Source organism: Microbacterium sp. FG3 (assembly GCF_057809335.1).
Genome location: NZ_JBMDJT010000021.1, coordinates 13,385 through 31,850 on the forward strand (window position 1 = coordinate 13,385; position 18,466 = coordinate 31,850).

Consider the following 18,466-nt stretch of genomic DNA (forward strand, 5'->3'; position numbering starts at 1 on the left):
CGGTCACTCGGCGTCCTGGTCGGTCTCGAGCAGCTCGACGAGGCGGTCGAGCGCGGCCTCCGCGCCCTCGCCCGTGGCCTCGAGGGTGACCTCGTCGCCCGTGTTGGCGCCCAGAGCGATGACGCCGAGGATGCTGGCGGCGTTGACGGGCTTGCCGTCGCCCTTGGCGATCGTGACCTCGACGCCGGAGTCCTTGGCGGCCTGCGCGAACAGCTTCGCGGGGCGCGCGTGCAGGCCGTGAGAGGCGGCGATGCGGACGGTGCGGGAGATGGTGCTCATGGGCATCCCTTCGTCAGGCGGACGCCGGGTCGGCGCCCTGATCGGCGACGGCGCGGGCCAGCGCGAGCGCGCGGGCGCCGTCGAGGTCGGTGAACACGTCGTCCGGGAGGACGCCGACGGCCACGCCGCGCGGGGCGGCGAGGGCGCGCACGTCATCGAGCGAGCGATGCAGGTGCGGGCCGAGCAGCACGACGTCGGCGGAGTCGAGGTCGATCGGCAGCGAGAGCTCCGTGCCGGCGAACGCGGCGAGCTCGAGTCCCGCGGCCTGGGCGGCGCGACGGATGCGAAGGGCGACGAACGTGCTGGACGCGCCGGCGCCGCACACCACAAGGATCCTCATCGATCTCCAACTTTCCCTTCCGATCGATCCTGCGCGGGCGCGAGGGGGCGGAGCAACCAGCGTTCTTTCCCCCCGTGCGGAAGATCGGCTCGGCGCGGAGGATCGGCCCGCGGCGCCGCGTGATTGACTGAACGAGGGGACGAGAGAGGCGCACATGACCAGGCGACGGCAGGATCGGATGCTCGGCATCCTGCTGCGCCGCGGCGACTGGATGACCGCGGCGACGCTGGCCGACCAGCTCGGCGTCACGCCGCGCAGCGTGCGCTCGTACGTCACCGCGGTGAACGCGCGCGTGCCCGGCGGCGACGCCATCGAGTCGGGTCCCGCCGGCTACCGCGCGCTGCCGGGCGCCGCCGCCGCGCTGCACGCCGACGCCGAGCCGGGCACCCCGCGGCAGCGGCTGCACGCGATCGTGCGCGCGCTGCTCGACGCCGACGAGGGCATCGACGTGTTCGACACCGCCGACCGCCTGCACGTGAGCTCGGCCACGCTCGAGGCCGACCTGGGGCGCGTGCGCGCGCTGCTGGGCGGGCCCGGTGCGGGGGCCGCGGGGTCGGGGCTCGCGCTCGAGCGGCAGGGATCGCGCCTGTGGCTGACGGGAACGGAGCTGGCCAGGCGCCGCTTCGTCAGCCGCCTCGTGCACGACGAGATGGACGACGGCGCGTTCGACCTGGCGTCCCTGCGCCGCGCGGCCGACGCCCTCGCGATCCCGTCCGGCGCGCTCGGGGCGTTCAAGGCCGATCTCGTCGCAGAGCTCGGGCGGCTCGGGTTCTTCGTGAACGAGTTCGCCGCCTCCGACGTCGTGCTGCACGGGGCGATCGCCGCCGACCGCGTGGCGCAGGGGCACGCCCTCGAGGCCGCGCACGGCGAGGCCGACCCCACCCGCGAGCGGGTCGCCGACGCGATCGGCGAGCTCGCCCGCACGCACTTCGGCGTGGAGCTGGGGCGGGGCGACCGGCTGCACCTGGCCGCGCTCGTGCTCACCCGCATCGTGGTGCCGGGGGCGCCGGGCGAGCCGGGCGGGGCGCGCCCGGATCCGCAGATTGCGGCGACCGTCTCGGCGGCGGTGACGCGTGCGGCCGAGGACTACCTCGTCGACATCGCGCACGACGACTTCGTGCAGCGACTCGCCCTGCACGTGCAGAACCTCGTGCACCGCGCGCGCGAGCAGGCGTGGTCGCGCAACCCGCTCACGCGCACGCTGAAGTCGGCGTATCCGATGATCTTCGACGTGGCCGTCTCGATCGCCGGCGAGCTGTCCGAGACGCTCGGGGTGCCGATCCGGGACGACGAGATCGCCTACATCGCGATGCACGTGGGCGGGCGGCTGGAGCGCAGCCGCCGCGCCGAGACGACGCTCACCGCGACGATCGTGTGCCCCGGCTACTACGAGCTGCACGAGCTGCTGCGCTCGAGCGTCGTCCGCTCGCTGGGCCGCTCGATCGAGGTGACGAACGTCGAGACGCGCGTGGACGTCGACTGGGACGGGATGGGCACGGATCTTGTGCTCACGACGATCGATCCGCCCGTGCCGTCGGAGCGGATCGTGCGGATCCAGCCGTTCCTCACCGACGTCGACGTCGAGCGCGTCACGGCCGCCGCGGCGCGCGTGCGGCGGGCCCGGCGGCTCGGCCGGCTGCGCGCGGAGCTGGCGCGCTACTTCGCGCCCGGCGCGTTCGTGCGCGGGATCGACGCGGCCGGCGGCGAGGAGGGCGTGATCCGGCGCCTCGGCGCGATGCTCGTGGCGCAGGGCGTGGTGGGCGAGGAGTATGTGGAGAGCACGATCGAGCGCGAGCGGCTGTCGTCGACGGCGTTCACCGAGACGCTCGCGGTGCCGCACGCGCTGCGCATGACGGCGAGGCGCACGGCGATCGCGCTGGGGATCGCGGATCAGCCGATCGCGTGGGGTGACGGGCGCGTGAACGTCGTGGCGCTCGTGGCGTTCAGCGAGAGCGACCGCGCGGCGTTCCAGACGGTGTTCGAGCAGTTCGTCGAGGTGTTCGGCGAGCCCGAGAGCGCGCAGCGCCTCATCCGCCGCGGCACCGACCTGTCATCCTTCCTCGACGAGCTCGCCGCCGTCATCGACGGCTGAGCGGGGTTGGGGCCGGGTTGGGGCCGGGCTGGGTTGGCCCCCGTTCCTTCCGCGAACCCGCCCTCGATCCGCGAGCCCGCGCCGGATCCGGCGCGGGCTCGGTGAACGAGCGCGGGTTCGGCGTCAGTGCGGGGGCGCGAGGATCGCTGTGGCGGCGGCGAGGGCCGCCTCGGCGGCGGGGCCTTCGGCCTCGAGGGTGACCGGGGTGCCGGGGGAGAGCTCGAGGTCCATTACCGCGAGCACGCTGGCGGCGTTGACCACGCGGCCCCCGATCAGCAGGTGCAGCGTGCCGGGCAGCTGCCGCGCGAGCTGGGCGAGCTGCGCGGCGGGGCGCGCGTGCAGCCCGTCGGCCGCCGTCACCACGATGTTCCGCTGCACGCCCCCACGCTACCGGCCGCCCCACGCTGGCGACGGCGCCCTCTTTGCGCGAACCCGCCCTCGATCCGCGAACCCGCCCTCGATCCGCGAACCCGCGCCGGATCCGGGGCGGGTTCGGCGATCGAGCGCGGGTTCGGCGTCAGGGGCGGATGCCGAAGGAGGCCAGGTGCGCGCCGAGCGCGCGGGCGTTCGGCATGTCGCGATCCATCCACCGGGCGAAAGGCTCCTGGGTGCGCCCCCGGATCCAGTCCTCGCGGCGCTTCTCGTCGATGAGAGCCTGTTGCGGAGTGCGCCCCGCGAGGAAGGCCGGATCGCGATACTTCGTCGCGCCGTCCACCTCGCCGATCCCGCGTCGGAAGCGGAAATCGAGCAGGTAATCCGCGCCGTTCGGGCCGGGGAAGGGCTCTTGGATCCGGACGTTCCGGAAGCCGAGAACGTGGAGGAACCACCGGCTTGCGCTCTCGAGGGGAGAACCGGATCGCGGATCGGCGAAGGCCGCGACCTCCCGTGCCCGCCGGATGCCGCGCGCCCCGGGAAGGCAGGCGATGCGCCGCACCAATCGCGCGCGGAGTTCGTCCGCGCCGTCGGGCGCCATCGCGAGCGCGGCGTCGGCGAGGGCGACGCCGGCCTCTAGCGGGATCGAGCGGATGACGTCGCAGACCGTGCGGTCGAGCGATGTGACGGGCATGCCGTCTACCAGCGTCAGATCGTCGTCCGTGAACGGCACCTCGTGGCGCATGACGAAGGGGTTCTTCGCGGCGACGCGGTCGGCGTGGCAGAGCACGTGGACGCGTTCGTCCCGCAGGCGGAACAGCGGGAGCCCGTGCACGGCCGCGGCGGTGATGCCCGCGAGCACGAGCGGTCCGCGGCTGGCGCGGAGGGCGGTCGCCGCGGCGGCGCGCTGGCGCTGTTCGATCGGGGCCGCGGTCCAGTCGGCCGCGTCGACGTAGGCGCCGGGCCGGATCCGGTGGAGGCGCTCCGCCGACACGGCTTGGCGGATCGCGTGATCGCTGGCCCCGGCGTGCTCGAGATCCGTGCGGCTGTACACGGTGAGGTTCTGGCCCATGCCCAGACCCTGCCCGACGCGCCGCCGCCGGGCCGCCTCTCCACAGCCGGTTCTCCCGCGCCGCTCGCTCCGGCCGCCTGTGGACGAGCAGCCGCGCCCTCCTCCGGCCCCGCGAACCCGCGCTCGATCAGCGAACCCGCCCCGGATGGAGCGCGGGTTCGGCGAAGGAGCGCGGGTTCGGCGGAGGAGGGGTCAGGACAACTCGGCGAGCAGCTCCCGCACCGCGGCGTCCAGCGCGGCGAGGCGGGCGGCGGCGTCGGGCGTGTCCGCGCCGCGGACGTCGAGGTAGACCTTGAGCTTGGGCTCCGTGCCGCTCGGGCGCACGATGACGCGCGAGCCGTCGTCGAGCGCGTAGCGCAGCACGTCGCCCGAGGGCAGGCCGGGCGCGCCCGCCGCGAGGTCGTCGGCGCGCGTGACGGCGCGCTCGCCGAAGGTGGTGGGCGGATCGGCGCGCAGCGCGGCCATGATCCGCCCGATGACCGCCACGTCGTCGACGCGGATCGACACCTGGCCGTCGCGGTAGACGCCGATCTCGGCCGTGAGCTCGTCGAGCAGGTCGGCGATCGTCGCGCCGCGGCCGCGCGCCTCGGCGGCCAGGCCCAGCACGGCCACGGCGGCCGAGACGCCGTCCTTGTCACGCACCGTCTCGGGGTTGACGAGGTAGCCCAGCGCCTCCTCGTACCCGAACACGAGCCCGGGCGCGCGCGAGATCCACTTGAAGCCCGTGAGGGTCTCGCGGAAGCCGAGGCCGTAGCGCTCGGCGATCGCGCTCAGCCCGGGCGACGACACGAGCGAGCACGCGAGCGTCGCCCCCGGCGTGCCCTGGGCCGCGCGGGCCGCGCGCAGGCCGAGCAACAGGCCGATCTCGTTGCCCGTGAGTCGCCGCCAGCCGCCGCCGTCCGGGATCGCCACGGCCAGCCGATCCGCATCCGGATCGTGCGCGAGCACGAACTCCGCCCCGGCGGCGGTCGCCGTCTCGTAGGCCAGGTCCATGGCCCCCGGCTCCTCGGGGTTGGGGAACGACACGGTCGGGAACGTGCCGTCCGGATCGATCTGCGCGGCCGTGAGGGCCGGCCGGGGGTAGCCGGCCGCGTCGAGCACGCGCGCGAAGGTATGCCAGCCGACGCCGTGCATCGCCGTGTACGCCCAGTTCATGCCGGCAGCGGCATGCGGCGCGGGGGCGACGGCCGCCGTCGCGGCGACGTACGCGTCGACGACATCCTCCGGCGCCGTCTCGAACTCGCCCCGCGGCAGCTCGCCGACGCGGGCGGTGTCGGCGACGCGCTGGATGTGTGCGGCGATCTCGCCGTCGGCGGGGGAGACGATCTGCGATCCGGCGTCGTCGCCGCCGAGGTACACCTTGTAGCCGTTGTCGTCGGGCGGGTTGTGGCTGGCGGTGACCATGACGCCCGCGTCGGCACCGAGGTGCCGCACCGCGAACGCCAGAACGGGCGTGGGCAGCAGGCGCGGCAGCAGCACGGCCCGCAGGCCCGCGCCCGCGAACAGCTCGGCCGAGTCGCGCGCGAACACGTCGGAGTTGCGGCGCCCGTCGTAGCCGACGACCACGACCGGCGCGCGATCCGGGATGCGCTCGCGCAGGTACGCGGCGAATCCGGCGGCGGCCTGCGACACGAGCACCCGGTTCATGCGCAGGGGCCCGGCGCCGAGCGCGCCCCGCAGCCCGGCCGTGCCGAACTGCAGCCGGCCCGCGAACCGCGCCTCGAGGTCGTTCGCGGCGTCGGCGTCGCCGCCCTCGGCCGCCGCGATGAGCGCCTCGAGCTCGGCGCGGGTCACCGCGTCCGGATCCTGCGCCACCCAGGCGCGCGCCCGATCGACCGCCGTCACGACGCGATCCGTCCGATCACATCCGCCAGCAGGCGCGAGATCCGCCCCTCCGCCTCGCGGCCGGCCTCGATGACCTCCTCGTGGCTGAGCGGGGTGGCCGAGATGCCGGCGGCGAGGTTGGTGATGAGCGAGAAGCCCAGCACCTCCATGCCGGCTTGGCGCGCCGCGATCGCCTCGAGCGCCGTGGACATGCCCACGATGTCGCCGCCGATCGCCCTCGCCATCCGCACCTCCGCCGGGGTCTCGTACTGCGGCCCGCGGAACTGGCAGTACACGCCCTCGTCGAGCGACGGATCCACTTCGCGCGCGACGGCCCGCAGGCGCGCGGCGTACAGATCCGTCATGTCGATGAACGTCGCGCCCTCGAGCGGGGTGTCGGCGGTGAGGTTGAGGTGGTCGCTGATGAGCACGGGCTGGCCGGGCGTCCACGTCTCGCGGATGCCGCCGGCGCCGTTGGTGAGCACCATCGTCGTCGCGCCGGCCGCGGCGGCCGTGCGCACGCTGTGCACCACACGCCGCACGCCGTGGCCCTCGTAGTAGTGGGTGCGCGCGCCGATGACGAGCACATGCCGGCCCGAGGCCGTGCGCACCGAGCGCAGGGTGCCGACGTGGCCCTCCAGCGCGGGGCGCGAGAATCCGGTGACCTCGGTGGCCGGGACCGTCGCGACGGTCTCGCCGATGAGGTCGGCGGCCTTGCCCCAGCCGCTGCCGAGGGTGACGGCGATGTCGTGCCGCTCCACGCCCGTGAGGCGTGCGATGTCGTCCGCTGCCCGGCGCGCGACCACGAACGGGTCGGCCGGGGGATCGAGGGGATGCGTCATCACACGAGGATAGACCGGCCCGGGCTGACGCCGCCGGTGTCGCCGAACCCGCGCCCGATCCGCGAACCCGCGCCGGATCGAGGGCGGGCTCGCGGATCGAGGGCGGGTTCGCGGTCGGGAGAGTCGGGGATGCCCCCGCGGCGGATAGGGAAGAATGGGCCGCATGACCTTCGACTTCGAGCGCAAGCAGCGGATCGCGATCATCGGCGGCGGACCGGGCGGCTACGAGGCGGCGATCGCGGGCGCGCAGCTCGGCGCCGAGGTGACGCTCATCGAGAGCACCGGCGTGGGCGGATCCGCGATCCTCACCGACGTGGTGCCCTCGAAGACGCTCATCGCCACGGCCGACGCCGCGCGCTCGATCGGCGACGCGGGCGACCTGGGCGTGCAGTTCTACGCCAAGGGCGAGAACGGCAAGCCCCTCAAGCCCGAGGTCGCCATCAACCTGCTCGCCGTGAACAAGCGCATCCTCGCGCTGGCCGGGCAGCAGTCCGAGGACATCCGCGAGCAGCTGCTCGAGGCGGGCGTCAAGGTCATCTCGGGCCACGGCCGGCTCGAGGGCGACGAGGCCGTCGTCGTGTCGACGGGGCCGAAGGGCACCGACTTCGACCGGATCGAGGCCGACACGTTCGTCATCTCGGTGGGCGCCTCGCCGCGCGAGCTGCCGGGCGCCAAGCCGGACGGGGACCGCATCCTCACGTGGAAGCAGCTGTACGACCTCGAGTCGGTGCCCGAGCATCTCATCGTCGTCGGATCGGGCGTGACGGGGGCCGAGTTCGCGTCGGCGTACATGAACCTCGGCTCGCAGGTGACCCTCGTCTCCAGCCGCGAGCAGGTGCTGCCGGGCGAGGACCCCGACGCCGCGAAGGTGCTCGAGAAGGTGTTCCGCCGCGGCGGCATGAAGCTGCTCGCCAAGTCGCGCGCCGAGAAGGTCGTGAACACGGGCGACGGCGTGGTCGTGACGCTCTCCGACGGATCCACCGTCGAGGGCTCGCACTGCCTCATGGCGGTCGGCGCGGTGCCGAACACGAAGGATCTGGGGCTCGAGACGGCGGGCGTGCAGCTGGCCGACTCCGGTCACATCATGGTCAACAAGGTGGGGCGCACGTCGGTGCCGAACATCTACGCGGTGGGCGACTGCACGAACCTCGTGCCGCTGGCCTCGGTCGCCGGCATGCTCGGCCGCACCGCGGTGTTCCACGCGATGGGCGATGCGGTCATCCCGTTCTCGGAGCGCCGGATCGCGTCGAACATCTTCACGAGCCCCGAGATCGCGACGGTCGGCTGGACGCAGGAGGAGGGCGCGGCCGTCTACAAGCTGCCGCTCGAGGCCAACGCGCGCGCCAAGATGATGGGCGTGAAGGACGGCTTCGTGAAGCTGTTCGCGCGCGAGGCATCGGGCACGATCATCGGCGGCGTCGTCGTCGCCCCCAAGGCGAGCGAGCTGATCTTCCCGATCGCGATCGCGGTCGAGCGCCGCCTGACGGTGGATCAGCTGGGCCGCGTCTTCGCCGCGTACCCGTCGCTGACGACCTCGATCACCGACGCGGCCCGCGCGATGCACGGCGTCGACCTCCGCGGCCGCGCCTGACGCGGCCTTGCTCGAGCGGTTGCGGTGGTCGCTTCATCTCCGCGGCCTCCGGCCGCTCCGTTCAGCAACCGATCGGATGAACCCCACGGTTGCTGAACGGAGCGAGGGCAGATGAAGCGACCTCCGCAACTCCCGGGCGCGCGGAACGTCAGACGATCTGCAGCAGCTGGTGGCCGGCGGGGACCGTGGTGCCCGGGGTGGCGTCGACGGCGGCGATGACGCCGTCCTTGTGCGCCTGCAGCGGCTGCTCCATCTTCATCGCCTCGAGCACGACCACCAGGTCGCCCTTGACGACCTCCTGGCCCTCCTCGACGGCGACCTTGACGACCGTCGCCTGCATCGGCGACTTCAGCGTGTCGCCCGAGGCGCCGGTCGAGACCGCTCCGCCGCTGTGCGAACGGCGCGACGGGGGAGCGGCGGCCGGGCGGCCGGCGGACGCGACCGACGCGGTGATCCGATCCGGCAGGCTCACCTCGAGGCGCTTGCCCGCGACCTCGACGACCACGGTGTGGCGCGGCTCGGGCGCGGCGGGCGGCTCGAGCTCGCCGTCCCATGCGGGAATGTCGTTGTCGAACTCGGTCTCGATCCAGCGCGTGTAGACGCCGAACGATCCGTCCTCCGCCGTGAAGGCGGGCTCGCGCACGACCTTGCGGTGGAAGGGCAGCACCGTGGGGAGCCCGGCGACCTCGAACTCGTCGAGGGCGCGGCGGGAGCGCTCGAGGGCCTCGGCGCGGTCCTTGCCCGTGACGATGATCTTCGCCAGCAGCGAGTCGAAGGCGCCGCTCACGCTGTCGCCGGCCGTGACACCCGAGTCGAGGCGGATGCCGGGGCCGCCGAACGTCTTGAACACGTGGATCGGGCCGGGCTGGGGCAGGAATCCGCGGCCCGGGTCCTCGCCGTTGATGCGGAACTCGATCGAGTGGCCCTGCGGTGCGGGGTCGTCGTAGTCGATCGTGCCGCCCGCCGCGATCCGGAACTGCTCGCGGACCAGGTCGATCCCCGTGACCTCCTCGGAGACCGGGTGCTCGACCTGGAGGCGCGTGTTGACCTCGAGGAACGAGATGGTGCCGTCGGCGCCGATGAGGAACTCGCACGTGCCGGCGCCGGTGTAGCCGACCTCGCGCAGGATCGCCTTGGAGGCGTCGTAGAGGATGCGGTTCTGCTCGTCGGTGAGGAAGGGCGCGGGCGCCTCCTCGACGAGCTTCTGGTGGCGGCGCTGCAGCGAGCAGTCGCGCGTGGAGATGACGACGACGTTGCCCTCGGCATCGGCGAGGCACTGGGTCTCGACGTGGCGCGGCTTGTCGAGGTACTTCTCGACGAAGCACTCGCCGCGGCCGAAGGCGGCGATCGCCTCGCGGGTGGCCGACTCGAACAGCTCGGGGATCTCCTCGAGGGTGCGGGCGACCTTGAGGCCGCGGCCGCCGCCGCCGTATGCGGCCTTGATCGCGATGGGCAGGCCGACCTGCTCGGCGAAGGCGACGACCTCGTCGGCGGTGTCGACGGGGCCGGGCGTGCCGGGGGCGAGGGGCGCGCCGACCTTCTCGGCCACGTGGCGCGCGGTGACCTTGTCGCCGAGGGCCTCGATGGCCTCGGGCGAGGGGCCGATCCAGACGAGCCCGGCGCCGATGACGGCGCGGGCGAACTCGGCGTTCTCGGCGAGGAATCCGTACCCGGGGTGCACGGCGTCGGCGCCGGATCGGCGGGCGACGGCGAGGATCTTGTCGATCTTCAGGTAGGTGTCGGCGCTCGTCTCGCCGCCCAGCGCGTAGGCCTCGTCCGCGAGCTTGGCGTGGAGGGCGTCGCGGTCCTGGTCGGCGTACACGGCGACGGACCCGAGCCCGGCGTCGCGGGCTGCCCGGATGATGCGGACGGCGATCTCGCCGCGGTTGGCGATGAGGACCTTGCTGAGCGCACGGGGGACGGACATGGATTTCAGCCTAGTAACGGCCGCCCCCGCTCCTTTGAGCGCCCCCGACAACAAAGCGCGGGATTCGTGTCGTGATGTCTACGACGTGCGGTTCCAGAGGTCGGTCCACGTGATGCCGAGGTCGCGGACCAGGCGGCGGATCGTGGAGAGCGACATGCCGATGACCGTGGAGGGGTCGCCCTCGACGCGCTCGATGAACGCGCCGCCCAGGCTGTCGACGGTGAAGGCGCCGGCGACGTGCAGCGGCTCGCCGGTGGCGACGTAGGTCGCGATCTCGGCGTCGTCCACGTCGGCCGCGAACGAGACGGACGCCTCGGCGACGTTGTGCACCTCGCGCGGCTCGGTGCCGGGGGCGACGCGGATGACGCTGTGGCCGGAGTGCAGCACGCCCGTGCGGCCGCGCATCTCGCGCCAGCGGGCGGTGGCGTTCTCGGCGGTGTACGGCTTGCCGTAGACGACCCCGTCGAGCTCGAACATGGAGTCGCCGCCGATGACGATGCCGTCGAAGGCCTCGCGGGCGAGGCGCGTCGCGACGTCCTGCGCCTTGAGGCGGGCGAGGACGAGCACGTGCTCGGCGGGCGGGAGCGTGCGCCCCTCGGCGGCCTCGATGGCGGCGATCTCGGCCTCCTCGTCCACGCCGGGCGCCTCGAGGCGCGGCTCGATGCCGACCTGGCGCATGAGCATGAGGCGGGCGGGCGACGTGGAGGCGAGGCAGACCTGCATGTGTCCACGGTATCGAGCGGTGCGGTGGTGGCTTGCCAGAGGGTTGTCGGTGTCGGGCGGGTCGCGGTGGTCGCTTCATCTACGGCGCTTCGCGCCTCCGCTCAGCAACCGATGGGGGTGGTGCGAGGATCCGTTCGGCAGCCGATTGGGTTGTGCGCGGCTCGTTCGGCAGCCGATTAGGTGGTGCGCGGATCCGTTCGGCGACAGACCGGGACGTGCGCGGCTTCGTTCGTCAGCCGGTGGGGGTGTGCGGCTCGTTCGGCGGCCGATCGGCTGCTGGGCGGTTCTGTTCAGCGACCGGTCGAGTGTGCCGCGCGGTTTCTGTAGGAGCGGGGGACGGCTCGGTCCGGTCCGCTGGGCCCGGGGTGGCTCATGCGCGCGATCCCCGGGGCGGGGTCAGGCGGCGCGTGGCGGCGGCCCCAAGGCCCAGCGGAGGGGGGAGCGGGTGGGGAGTTCGGTGGGTTCGCTGCTGTCGGGTGGGTGGAGCAGGAAGGGGCCGTGGCGGTCGCGGGTGATGCGGTAGCGGTGGTGGTGGAGGTTCATGTGGTGGAACCTGCACAGGAGGATGCCGCGGTCGATGTCGGTGCGTCCACCGTGGGTGGCCCAGGTGTCGATGTGGTGGGCTTCGCAGTAGGAGGCGGGCATGCCGCATCCGCGCCATCGGCAGCCGCCGTCGCGGATGGCGAGGGCGATGCGCTGTTTCGGGGTGAACAGTCGCTGTTCCCGCCCGACGTCGAGGGGGTTCCCGTGCACGTCGACGGTGACCGGGGTGTGCCCGGTGGTGCAGATGGCCTGCTCGACCGCCGGGGCGGGGAGCGGGTGGCCGCCGTCCTCGGTGTACCCGGGGCCGGGCCGGCCGTGATCGGGCCGGCCGGGACCGGGCTGGACGGGACCGTCGCTGCCGACCCCGCTGGGAGCGTCGCCCCCGCTGCCGGCGCCGCCGGCGGCGTTGCGGGTGGGGTCGATGGTGACGACGCGGACGCCGGGCTGGCGGGCACCGAACACCGTTTCGGCGTCGGCGACGGCGCCGGCGCGCAGCACCCCGAGGATGAGGTCGTAGGTGAGCTGGTCGTTCGTCCGCGGGTCGTCGGTGAGCTGTTGCGCTTTCGCGAGCCTCGTCGGGGTCGACGAACCGGGGACCGCCGCGGCGGGGCCGCAGGGCCGCGTCGATCACGGTCCGCATCCACGCCGCACCCTCGTCGTCGAACACGATCTTCGCGTGCTGGACGCCGTCCGCGTCCGTCCACATCCGGAACGCGCCGGTGGGTGGGTGGCCGAGGCCGCGGAGGATCGCGTCCATCTGCGCCGCCGTCACCACCCCGCTCAGCAGCGCCTGATCCACCGGGTCATGCCACGGCACCGCCGGCGGGACGCTCTGCTCGGCCGCAGCGGCGGGGTCCAGGCCCTCCGGTGCCGTAGCCGGTTCGGCGCCCGCGCCGTTCCCGCCCAGCGCAGATTCCACCAGCGACTGACCGACGCGTACTTGTCGGGCGGCGTCGCCGCGGGTGCTTCCGGACAGCTCCTGCACGAGAGCGACCGCGTTGCGATGCCCCCGACCCTGCGCCAGACCCTTGTGCCCCGCCGCCCGTGACGAGCGCGCCGATACGACTCCCGCGGCGACCGCTCGGACGCGTTCGGCGGTCTTGGCCAGGTCGGTCGCGACGGTCAGCAGGGCGAGCACGTCCTCGTCTGGAAGGGCCGCCACCACAGCGACATCCACCGGCGGCAATGACGCGACTGCGCCTGCCCGGTCCTGGAAATCGCTGAGGAATGTCATACCCGCATCGTCTCACCGACCACCGACACCGGAACCCGCGGAAGCCCCGGCCAGGACCCGAAACGGCCGTTCTGTGGATAAGCCGGTGGAAACGGCGGGTGTGGACGAACCGACACCCCCGAGCGCATGCAGGAGGAGTTGCGGTGGTCGCTTCATCTCCGGCGCTTCGGCGCTCCGTTCAGCAACCGAACCGTCCAGCGACCAACGGAGCACCAACCGCCCCGCTCAGCCCGCCGTCACAAGGGCGCACAGGCGCGTGCGGGTGCGCGCGAGCGCCGTTTGCTGTGCGTCGAGGCGTGCGGCGATCGCGTCGAGCTCGGCGCGCAGGTCGGGGCACATCTCAAGCGACATGCCGTGGTCGCCCGTCCTCGCGCAGTCGAGGTAGCGGCGAATGGTCGCCGTCGGCAGCCCGGCGTCGATCATCGTCTTGATCTGGCGCACACGCACGACGTCCGCCTCGGAATAGAGACGGTATCCGTTGACGTCGCGATCCGGCACCAGCAGCTCGCGATCCTCGTAGTGCCGCAGCGCCCGGGCCGACACCCCGGCGCGCTCGGCGAGCTCGCCGATCAGCATGCGCATCCCTTCGACTTGACCTTCTCGCTGGCGTGAACCCCTACGCTCCCGCGACATGACAGCGACAACTCCGCGGCGGGCCGTGATCTTCCACGGCTACGGCGCCACTCCCGAGGACCATTGGTTCGGCTGGCTCGCCCGGCGGCTGCGCGAGGCGGGCGTCCCCTCACGGGTTCCCGCGCTCCCAGACCCCGGATGCCCCGATCCGGACCGCTGGGCCGCGGCCGCCGCCCAGGCGATCGGGGCACCGGGACCGGGCTCGATCGTGGTCGCCCACAGCCTCGGCTGCCTCACCGTGCTGCGCCACCTCGCGTCGCTCGCGGGGCCGTGGCGCCTGGACGCACTCGTGCTCGTCGCCGGGTTCGCGGATCGGCTGCCCGCGCTGCCCGAGCTCGACGGCTTCGTCGGCGGCGGCGTCGACGTGGCGGGCCTGCCCGAGCGCATCGGGTCGCTCACCGTGCTCCGCTCCGACGCCGACGCCTACGTGCCCACCGGGCACACGGATCGGCTGGCCCGGATGCTCGGCACGTCGGCGCGGATCGTCCCCGGCGCCGGTCACTTCCTCGCCGGCGACGGGGTCACCGCGCTGCCGCAGGCGCTCGACGCGATCGTGTGACGGCGGAGTCGCACCGCGTGGCCTCGGGCGGCGAGCACGGATCGTCGATCACGCGCGCGGGCGGGTGGACACCCGTGCGTCACCGGGTGTTCGTCTGGGGCCGGTACAGTGACCCGCGTCGTGGCCCGTGCAGCGCGGGCGATGCGACCAGACCCACTGTGGAGAGAGCATGCCCGGCTCGATCTGGACGAACGGCGACCGCGCGGCAGCGGACGCCGCCGCGTCGCCGATGCCGCGCGCCCTCCCGCCGCAACCCGAGCGCGCAACCGCCGCCGCAACCCGCCCCACTGCCGCAACCCACACCACCCCCGCCCCCCGCCGCACCCGCCACGCGCTCGTCGGGGCGCTCGCGGTCGCCGGGGTCGTGGCGGGGCTGGCGCTCGTCGCCGGTGCCCCCACCGGGGCCGTGCGGGTGGGCGGCGGCGAGACGCTCGTGTGGGCCAGCACCGGTGCCGGAGGGGTGGGGCGCGTGAACGTGGCCGTGGGCGAGTTCGACGCCGTGCTGCCCGTGGCGGCCGCCGCGCTCGACGTGGCGCAGGCCGCCGGCACCGTGCTCGTCGTCGATCGCGAGCATGCCGCCGTCGCGTCGCTCGACCCGGCGCGCGTCGCGCTCGGCGACGCCGCCTGGCTGCCCGGCCCCACGACGCAGATCGAGATTCTCCCCGCGCCCGACAACGCACCCGACAACAACGCCCCCAACAACGCACCCGATCCCGCCTCGGTCGCCCTGCTCGATGCGCGGTCCGGCAGCCTGTGGCGCGTGCCCGCCGACGAGCTCGGCGCCTTCGACGCCGACGCGCCCCCGCTGCGGCGGTTCGGGGCCGGGGCCGGCATGGCGCCCGACGGATCGGGCGGCGTCGTCGTGGTGTCGCCGCGCGAGGGCCGCGCGTACCGCCTCACGTCGGGCGGGATCGAGCGGATCGGCGAGTTCGCGCCGTTCCGCGGATCGGCCACGCGGCCCGTGCAGGTCGCGGCGACGGCGGGCGGATGGGCGGTGCTCGACCCGCGCTCGGGCCGGCTGCACACGGCGGACGGCGCGGTCGACCTGAGCTCGTGGGGCGGCGCCGTCGCGCTCGAGCGATCGGCGGCCGTGGCGACGGCGGGCGCCCCGCCGGCGGATGTCCTGATCGCGACGGATCGGCGGGTGCTGGCGGTGCGCGACGGCCGCGTGTCCGCGATCCCCGGCGCGACCGCCGACCCAGCCCCCGGCGCAGCCACCCCCGCCGCCGGCCCGGCGCGTCCCGTCCGGGTGGGGGACTGCGTGCACGCTGCGTGGCCGGGCGCCGCGCTGTCGTGGTGCGGCGACGACGCGCCCCGGGTCACGGCGCTGGATCGCGCGGAGGGCGCGGCGTCGGCGGAGCTGGTGTTCCGCGTCAACGGCGCCGCGGTGGTGCTCAACGCGCCCGCGACCGGCGAGGTGTGGAACGTGGCGGAGCCCGGCGCGGCGGCGGTGCCGTGGCACGGCGGGATCGGCGAGCCGGCGGATCCTCCCCGGGAGGAGCAGCCCTCGCCCGCGGGCTCCGCCGACCCCGTCGCCCCGAAGACCCCGGTGCTGCAGCCGCAGCAGCCGGGCCCGAACGCGCCGACGCTGCCGGATGACCCGGACGCACCGCAGCAGCCCGACGCGACCGAAGGCACCCAGTCCGACGCCCCGGAGCCCGACGCCCCGGAACCCGACGCCCCGGAACCCGACGCCCGAGAGCCCGAGGCGCCCGACCCCACCGCCCCAGGCCCCGACGCAGCCCCGGCCCCGCTGCGCCCCGGATCGGTCCGCGCCTTCACCGACCCCGCCGCGGGCGCGGTGGCGGTGGAGTGGTCGCCGTTCACCGCCGGCGCGCCCGTGCGCGGCTACTTCGCGCAGCGCCTGCGCCCCGGCGAGAGCCCAGGATCGTGCCGCGCGGACGGCGGCGAGGTCACGGCGCCCGCCGGGGGCGAGGTGCTCGACGCGGGCGCGGCGCTCGCGGCGGCGTTCGGGGGAGCGGCGCCGCCCGACGGCGGCTACCGCCTCATCGTGTGGGGCTACACCGACGACGAGTGCGTGGCGAGCGACGCCGTCACCGTGCACGCCGATCCGCTGCCCGGCGCCGTGGCGCACGATGGCGGCGCGATGGCATGGATCGGCACGCGCTACGAGTACGTGGCGGCGCCGGCCGCGTTCGCCGGCTTCTACCAGCTGCGCGCGCCCGGGGCGGGCGACGCGGTGGCGTTCACCGGATCGGCGGTGCCGCGCGAGCTGCTGGGCGGATCGTTCGGGCAGCCCGTGGCGTACGAGCTGCGCGCCTGCACCGCCTGGGGCAGCGAGGCGCGCTGCGGAGAATGGGCGGCGTTCACCGCGCCCGAGCCGTCGCTCGACTTCACGCTCGCCGACCTCGCCTACGACGAGGCGACGGGAACGTGGACGTGGAGCGGGCTGCCCGACAACGGAGGGCAATCTGCGCGAGTGTTTTGCCTCACGGTCTCGGTGGGTGGCGGACAGGCAGAGCGCGGAGATACGTACTGCCGTATGTCCGAGCCGCTCCCCGCGAGCGATGTCCTACTTCGCCTGCGTATCTCGGGCGTCGAGTTCACCTTCCCCGGCGGGGGAAACTGAACGTCGCGGCGAACGCTGCCTCGTGCTCAATCGATGGAGAGCGACTCGGCTCGGTTGCGGAACGAACCAAGATCGCTCGACGCCGTCACGGGACCGAACTCCTCTCCGGAGAACTGGACGGCGTCGAAGAGCCAGCCCTGGCAACCGTTGTACGCCTGGAACGACTCCAGTCGGTTGTTCCAGGTCTGCAGCGTCTCGAAGTCATGCGCGATGCCGTTGCAGATGAGCGGATTCGTCGTGACGTACGTCACGCTCGCGCCCGCATACCCAACCTCGTCCCATCCGGTCGCCAGCAGGTACGTCTCGGCGTCGGCCGCCCCCGCGGCGGCCGAGCGCGCGGACGCGACGCTCATCGACCCGGTCGGCACGGCCACGACCGTCGTGCCGGTGTCGGCCTCGATCTGCGCGATGGGGTCGAGCGAGGCGTCGAAGCACGCCGACTCGCCGGTGTCGACGTTGACCCAGCACGACTGCGCGTCGGCGGGGGCGGCCGCAGTGGCGGCGGTAGCGGTGGGCGCGAGCGCGAGGGCGGCGAGCAGGCCGGCCGTGGCGCCGAGGGACGAGAGCGAGAGGCTGTTCATGCGCCACAGTCAACCGATCCCCACCCCACCCCGGGCAACGAGGGGGTGAATCTTGGGCGTCGGCCTGTGGTGCGACGTGTCGATGCGGCGAACATCGGGTGTCGAAGGTAAGGAAAACGAGTTTCCGTACAGCGGCGCCGGGTGTTCCGCGGGCATGGCTACACTCGGCGCGTGATGGGCGAGTGGAGCGGGCGCGGGCCTTGGCGCGAGCGCAGTGACCGCGAGCTGCTCGACGCCGCCGCCCGCGACGACGACCGCGCCTTCGCCGTGCTCTATCACCGCTATATCGAAGACGTGTTCGTCGCCGCCCTCGAGGAGCTCGGCGACGAGGACGAGGCGCAGCAGGTGGCGCAGCAGGTGTTCGCCACGGCGTGGGACAAGGCCAGGCACGTGCGGCTGGCGAACGGATCGGCGCTCGGCTGGCTGCTCGTGACGTGCCGCAACCACGCGGCGAACCGATTGCGATCTCTGCGGCGGCGGCCCGCCTTCGAGGGACTGGACGATCGCGCGGTTACCATGCTGGAGACCCGGCAGCGGCAGCGCATCGAGGATCGCGAGCTGCTCGAGAGGGTCGAAGAGGAGATCTCGGCGATGCCGGCGCTCGACCAGCAGGCGTACCAGGCGGTCATCGTCGAGGGACTCAGCTACGACGAGGCGGCACGGCGACTGGGCATCTCCGTCGCGTCGGTGGGCAAACGACTGAACCGCGTGCGCAAGCGCATCGGGCAACGATTCGGGGGAGGACGATGAGCGATCAGCCGCGTCTGAGTCCCGAGCGCCGCGCCGCCATGGGCGAGTGGCTGCAGGGCCACATCGCCAGGCGCCGCCGCCGGCGCCGCCGCCTGGCGATCGCGGGCGCGGCCGGCGCCGGCGTGCTCACGCTGGGCCTGGCCGCCGCGATCGTGCTCGCGCCGCAGGAGGTGCAGGACCGCTGGGTGGAGTGCTACCCCGAGGCCGACCTGTCGTCGCCGTACGCCACGGGCGTGCGCGACGGCGCCGAGCCGGTGGGCGACCGCGAGGCGTACGCGCTGTCGATGTGCGAGAACCTGTGGGAGCAGGGCCTGGTCGACGGCACCGCGCGCGACGCGGCGCCCGAGCTCGTGCTGTGCCGCCGGGCCGACCTCTCGCTGCTCGCGTTCCCCCGTGACGACTCCGCGGCCCCGGCGGAGGAGTTCTGCCGCGACCTCGGGCTGTACACGCCCGGGGAGTGAGGCGGGGCGCACCGGCGGACGCGGGCTGCGGTGGTCGCTTCATCTTCGCGGCC

General features: G+C 73.9%; 18 protein-coding genes. 7 read left to right on the plus strand and 11 right to left on the minus strand.

Annotated features, from left to right (window positions below):
* Window positions 1-3: 3 nt before the first annotated feature.
* Window positions 4-279 carry an HPr family phosphocarrier protein gene (locus ACODR5_RS08545; RefSeq protein ID WP_449854051.1) on the minus strand — a complete coding sequence of 92 codons (276 nt, stop codon included), beginning with the start codon at window positions 277-279 and terminating at the stop codon, window positions 4-6.
* 13 nt (window positions 280-292) lie between these two features.
* Complete coding sequence (locus ACODR5_RS08550; protein ID WP_449854050.1) at window positions 293-619, minus strand: PTS sugar transporter subunit IIB; 327 nt, start codon at window positions 617-619, stop codon at window positions 293-295.
* Between the two features lie 154 nt (window positions 620-773).
* Here ACODR5_RS08550 and ACODR5_RS08555 point away from each other — a divergent pair, with 154 nt between their 5' ends.
* Window positions 774-2,711, plus strand: coding sequence for a BglG family transcription antiterminator (locus ACODR5_RS08555; RefSeq protein ID WP_488983337.1), 1,938 nt, complete (start codon window positions 774-776; stop codon window positions 2,709-2,711).
* 123 nt (window positions 2,712-2,834) lie between these two features.
* Here ACODR5_RS08555 and ACODR5_RS08560 read toward each other — a convergent pair whose 3' ends face one another.
* From ACODR5_RS08560 to ACODR5_RS08575, 4 genes are all read right to left on the minus strand, one after another.
* Entirely contained in the window at window positions 2,835-3,089 is a 255-nt protein-coding gene (locus tag ACODR5_RS08560) for an HPr family phosphocarrier protein (protein WP_460818303.1), read from the minus strand.
* 139 nt (window positions 3,090-3,228) lie between these two features.
* Entirely contained in the window at window positions 3,229-4,155 is a 927-nt protein-coding gene (locus tag ACODR5_RS08565) for a hypothetical protein (protein WP_449854047.1), read from the minus strand.
* A gap of 192 nt (window positions 4,156-4,347) precedes the next feature.
* Window positions 4,348-6,000: a phospho-sugar mutase gene (locus ACODR5_RS08570; RefSeq protein WP_488983338.1), complete on the minus strand. Its 1,653-nt coding sequence runs from the start codon at window positions 5,998-6,000 to the stop codon at window positions 4,348-4,350.
* On the minus strand, window positions 5,997-6,821 hold the full coding sequence (locus tag ACODR5_RS08575) for a purine-nucleoside phosphorylase (RefSeq protein WP_488983339.1): 825 nt from the start codon (window positions 6,819-6,821) through the stop codon (window positions 5,997-5,999). Before ACODR5_RS08575 ends, ACODR5_RS08570 begins: the two co-directional genes overlap by 4 nt.
* 163 nt (window positions 6,822-6,984) lie before the next feature.
* On the opposite strand from ACODR5_RS08575, the gene ACODR5_RS08580 reads away from it, so the two are divergent.
* A complete protein-coding gene (locus ACODR5_RS08580; RefSeq protein ID WP_460818299.1) occupies window positions 6,985-8,412 on the plus strand; it encodes an NAD(P)H-quinone dehydrogenase in 1,428 nt (475 codons plus the stop codon).
* Window positions 8,413-8,560: 148 nt separating this feature from the next.
* Here the strand turns inward: ACODR5_RS08580 and ACODR5_RS08585 are convergent, their stop codons facing one another.
* The 3 genes from ACODR5_RS08585 to ACODR5_RS08595 all read right to left on the minus strand — a co-directional run bounded on the left by ACODR5_RS08585 (window position 8,561) and on the right by ACODR5_RS08595 (window position 12,103).
* The gene (locus ACODR5_RS08585) at window positions 8,561-10,339 is read right to left on the minus strand and encodes an acetyl/propionyl/methylcrotonyl-CoA carboxylase subunit alpha (RefSeq protein ID WP_449854041.1); all 1,779 of its coding nucleotides are present in this window, start codon (window positions 10,337-10,339) and stop codon (window positions 8,561-8,563) included.
* Window positions 10,340-10,417: 78 nt separating this feature from the next.
* On the minus strand, window positions 10,418-11,062 hold the full coding sequence (locus ACODR5_RS08590) for a Maf family protein (RefSeq protein ID WP_449854040.1): 645 nt from the start codon (window positions 11,060-11,062) through the stop codon (window positions 10,418-10,420).
* A gap of 396 nt (window positions 11,063-11,458) precedes the next feature.
* On the minus strand, window positions 11,459-12,103 hold the full coding sequence (locus ACODR5_RS08595; RefSeq protein WP_488983340.1) for an HNH endonuclease signature motif containing protein: 645 nt from the start codon (window positions 12,101-12,103) through the stop codon (window positions 11,459-11,461).
* 19 nt (window positions 12,104-12,122) lie between these two features.
* On the opposite strand from ACODR5_RS08595, the gene ACODR5_RS08600 reads away from it, so the two are divergent.
* A complete protein-coding gene (locus ACODR5_RS08600) occupies window positions 12,123-12,653 on the plus strand; it encodes a hypothetical protein (protein ID WP_488983341.1) in 531 nt (176 codons plus the stop codon).
* Window positions 12,654-13,064: 411 nt separating this feature from the next.
* Here ACODR5_RS08600 and ACODR5_RS08605 read toward each other — a convergent pair whose 3' ends face one another.
* Entirely contained in the window at window positions 13,065-13,415 is a 351-nt protein-coding gene (locus tag ACODR5_RS08605) for a MerR family transcriptional regulator (RefSeq protein ID WP_488983342.1), read from the minus strand.
* Window positions 13,416-13,470: 55 nt separating this feature from the next.
* On the opposite strand from ACODR5_RS08605, the gene ACODR5_RS08610 reads away from it, so the two are divergent.
* Window positions 13,471-14,031 (plus strand): RBBP9/YdeN family alpha/beta hydrolase, encoded by a 561-nt coding sequence (locus tag ACODR5_RS08610; protein WP_488983343.1) that lies wholly within the window; start codon window positions 13,471-13,473, stop codon window positions 14,029-14,031.
* A gap of 169 nt (window positions 14,032-14,200) precedes the next feature.
* Complete coding sequence (locus ACODR5_RS08615; RefSeq protein WP_488983344.1) at window positions 14,201-16,621, plus strand: hypothetical protein; 2,421 nt, start codon at window positions 14,201-14,203, stop codon at window positions 16,619-16,621.
* Window positions 16,622-16,647: 26 nt separating this feature from the next.
* Here ACODR5_RS08615 and ACODR5_RS08620 read toward each other — a convergent pair whose 3' ends face one another.
* Complete coding sequence (locus ACODR5_RS08620; RefSeq protein ID WP_488983345.1) at window positions 16,648-17,202, minus strand: hypothetical protein; 555 nt, start codon at window positions 17,200-17,202, stop codon at window positions 16,648-16,650.
* Window positions 17,203-17,376: 174 nt separating this feature from the next.
* Between ACODR5_RS08620 and ACODR5_RS08625 the strand changes: the two genes are divergently transcribed.
* Entirely contained in the window at window positions 17,377-17,952 is a 576-nt protein-coding gene (locus tag ACODR5_RS08625) for an RNA polymerase sigma factor (protein ID WP_488983355.1), read from the plus strand.
* Entirely contained in the window at window positions 17,949-18,413 is a 465-nt protein-coding gene (locus tag ACODR5_RS08630; protein ID WP_488983346.1) for a hypothetical protein, read from the plus strand. Before ACODR5_RS08625 ends, ACODR5_RS08630 begins: the two co-directional genes overlap by 4 nt.
* Window positions 18,414-18,466 lie beyond the last annotated feature (53 nt).

What these genes read in the sequence shown, in the direction of transcription:
- ACODR5_RS08545 (WP_449854051.1), bottom strand. Translation starts at nt 279, where the DNA reads ATGAGCACCATCTCCCGCACCGTCCGCATCGCCGCCTCTCACGGCCTG.
- ACODR5_RS08550 (WP_449854050.1), bottom strand. Translation starts at nt 619, where the DNA reads ATGAGGATCCTTGTGGTGTGCGGCGCCGGCGCGTCCAGCACGTTCGTC.
- ACODR5_RS08555 (WP_488983337.1), top strand. Translation starts at nt 774, where the DNA reads ATGACCAGGCGACGGCAGGATCGGATGCTCGGCATCCTGCTGCGCCGC.
- ACODR5_RS08565 (WP_449854047.1), bottom strand. Translation starts at nt 4,155, where the DNA reads ATGGGCCAGAACCTCACCGTGTACAGCCGCACGGATCTCGAGCACGCC.
- ACODR5_RS08575 (WP_488983339.1), bottom strand. Translation starts at nt 6,821, where the DNA reads ATGACGCATCCCCTCGATCCCCCGGCCGACCCGTTCGTGGTCGCGCGC.
- ACODR5_RS08580 (WP_460818299.1), top strand. Translation starts at nt 6,985, where the DNA reads ATGACCTTCGACTTCGAGCGCAAGCAGCGGATCGCGATCATCGGCGGC.
- ACODR5_RS08585 (WP_449854041.1), bottom strand. Translation starts at nt 10,339, where the DNA reads ATGTCCGTCCCCCGTGCGCTCAGCAAGGTCCTCATCGCCAACCGCGGC.
- ACODR5_RS08590 (WP_449854040.1), bottom strand. Translation starts at nt 11,062, where the DNA reads ATGCAGGTCTGCCTCGCCTCCACGTCGCCCGCCCGCCTCATGCTCATG.
- ACODR5_RS08605 (WP_488983342.1), bottom strand. Translation starts at nt 13,415, where the DNA reads ATGCTGATCGGCGAGCTCGCCGAGCGCGCCGGGGTGTCGGCCCGGGCG.
- ACODR5_RS08610 (WP_488983343.1), top strand. Translation starts at nt 13,471, where the DNA reads ATGACAGCGACAACTCCGCGGCGGGCCGTGATCTTCCACGGCTACGGC.
- ACODR5_RS08615 (WP_488983344.1), top strand. Translation starts at nt 14,201, where the DNA reads ATGCCCGGCTCGATCTGGACGAACGGCGACCGCGCGGCAGCGGACGCC.
- ACODR5_RS08620 (WP_488983345.1), bottom strand. Translation starts at nt 17,202, where the DNA reads ATGAACAGCCTCTCGCTCTCGTCCCTCGGCGCCACGGCCGGCCTGCTC.
- ACODR5_RS08625 (WP_488983355.1), top strand. Translation starts at nt 17,377, where the DNA reads ATGGGCGAGTGGAGCGGGCGCGGGCCTTGGCGCGAGCGCAGTGACCGC.
- ACODR5_RS08630 (WP_488983346.1), top strand. Translation starts at nt 17,949, where the DNA reads ATGAGCGATCAGCCGCGTCTGAGTCCCGAGCGCCGCGCCGCCATGGGC.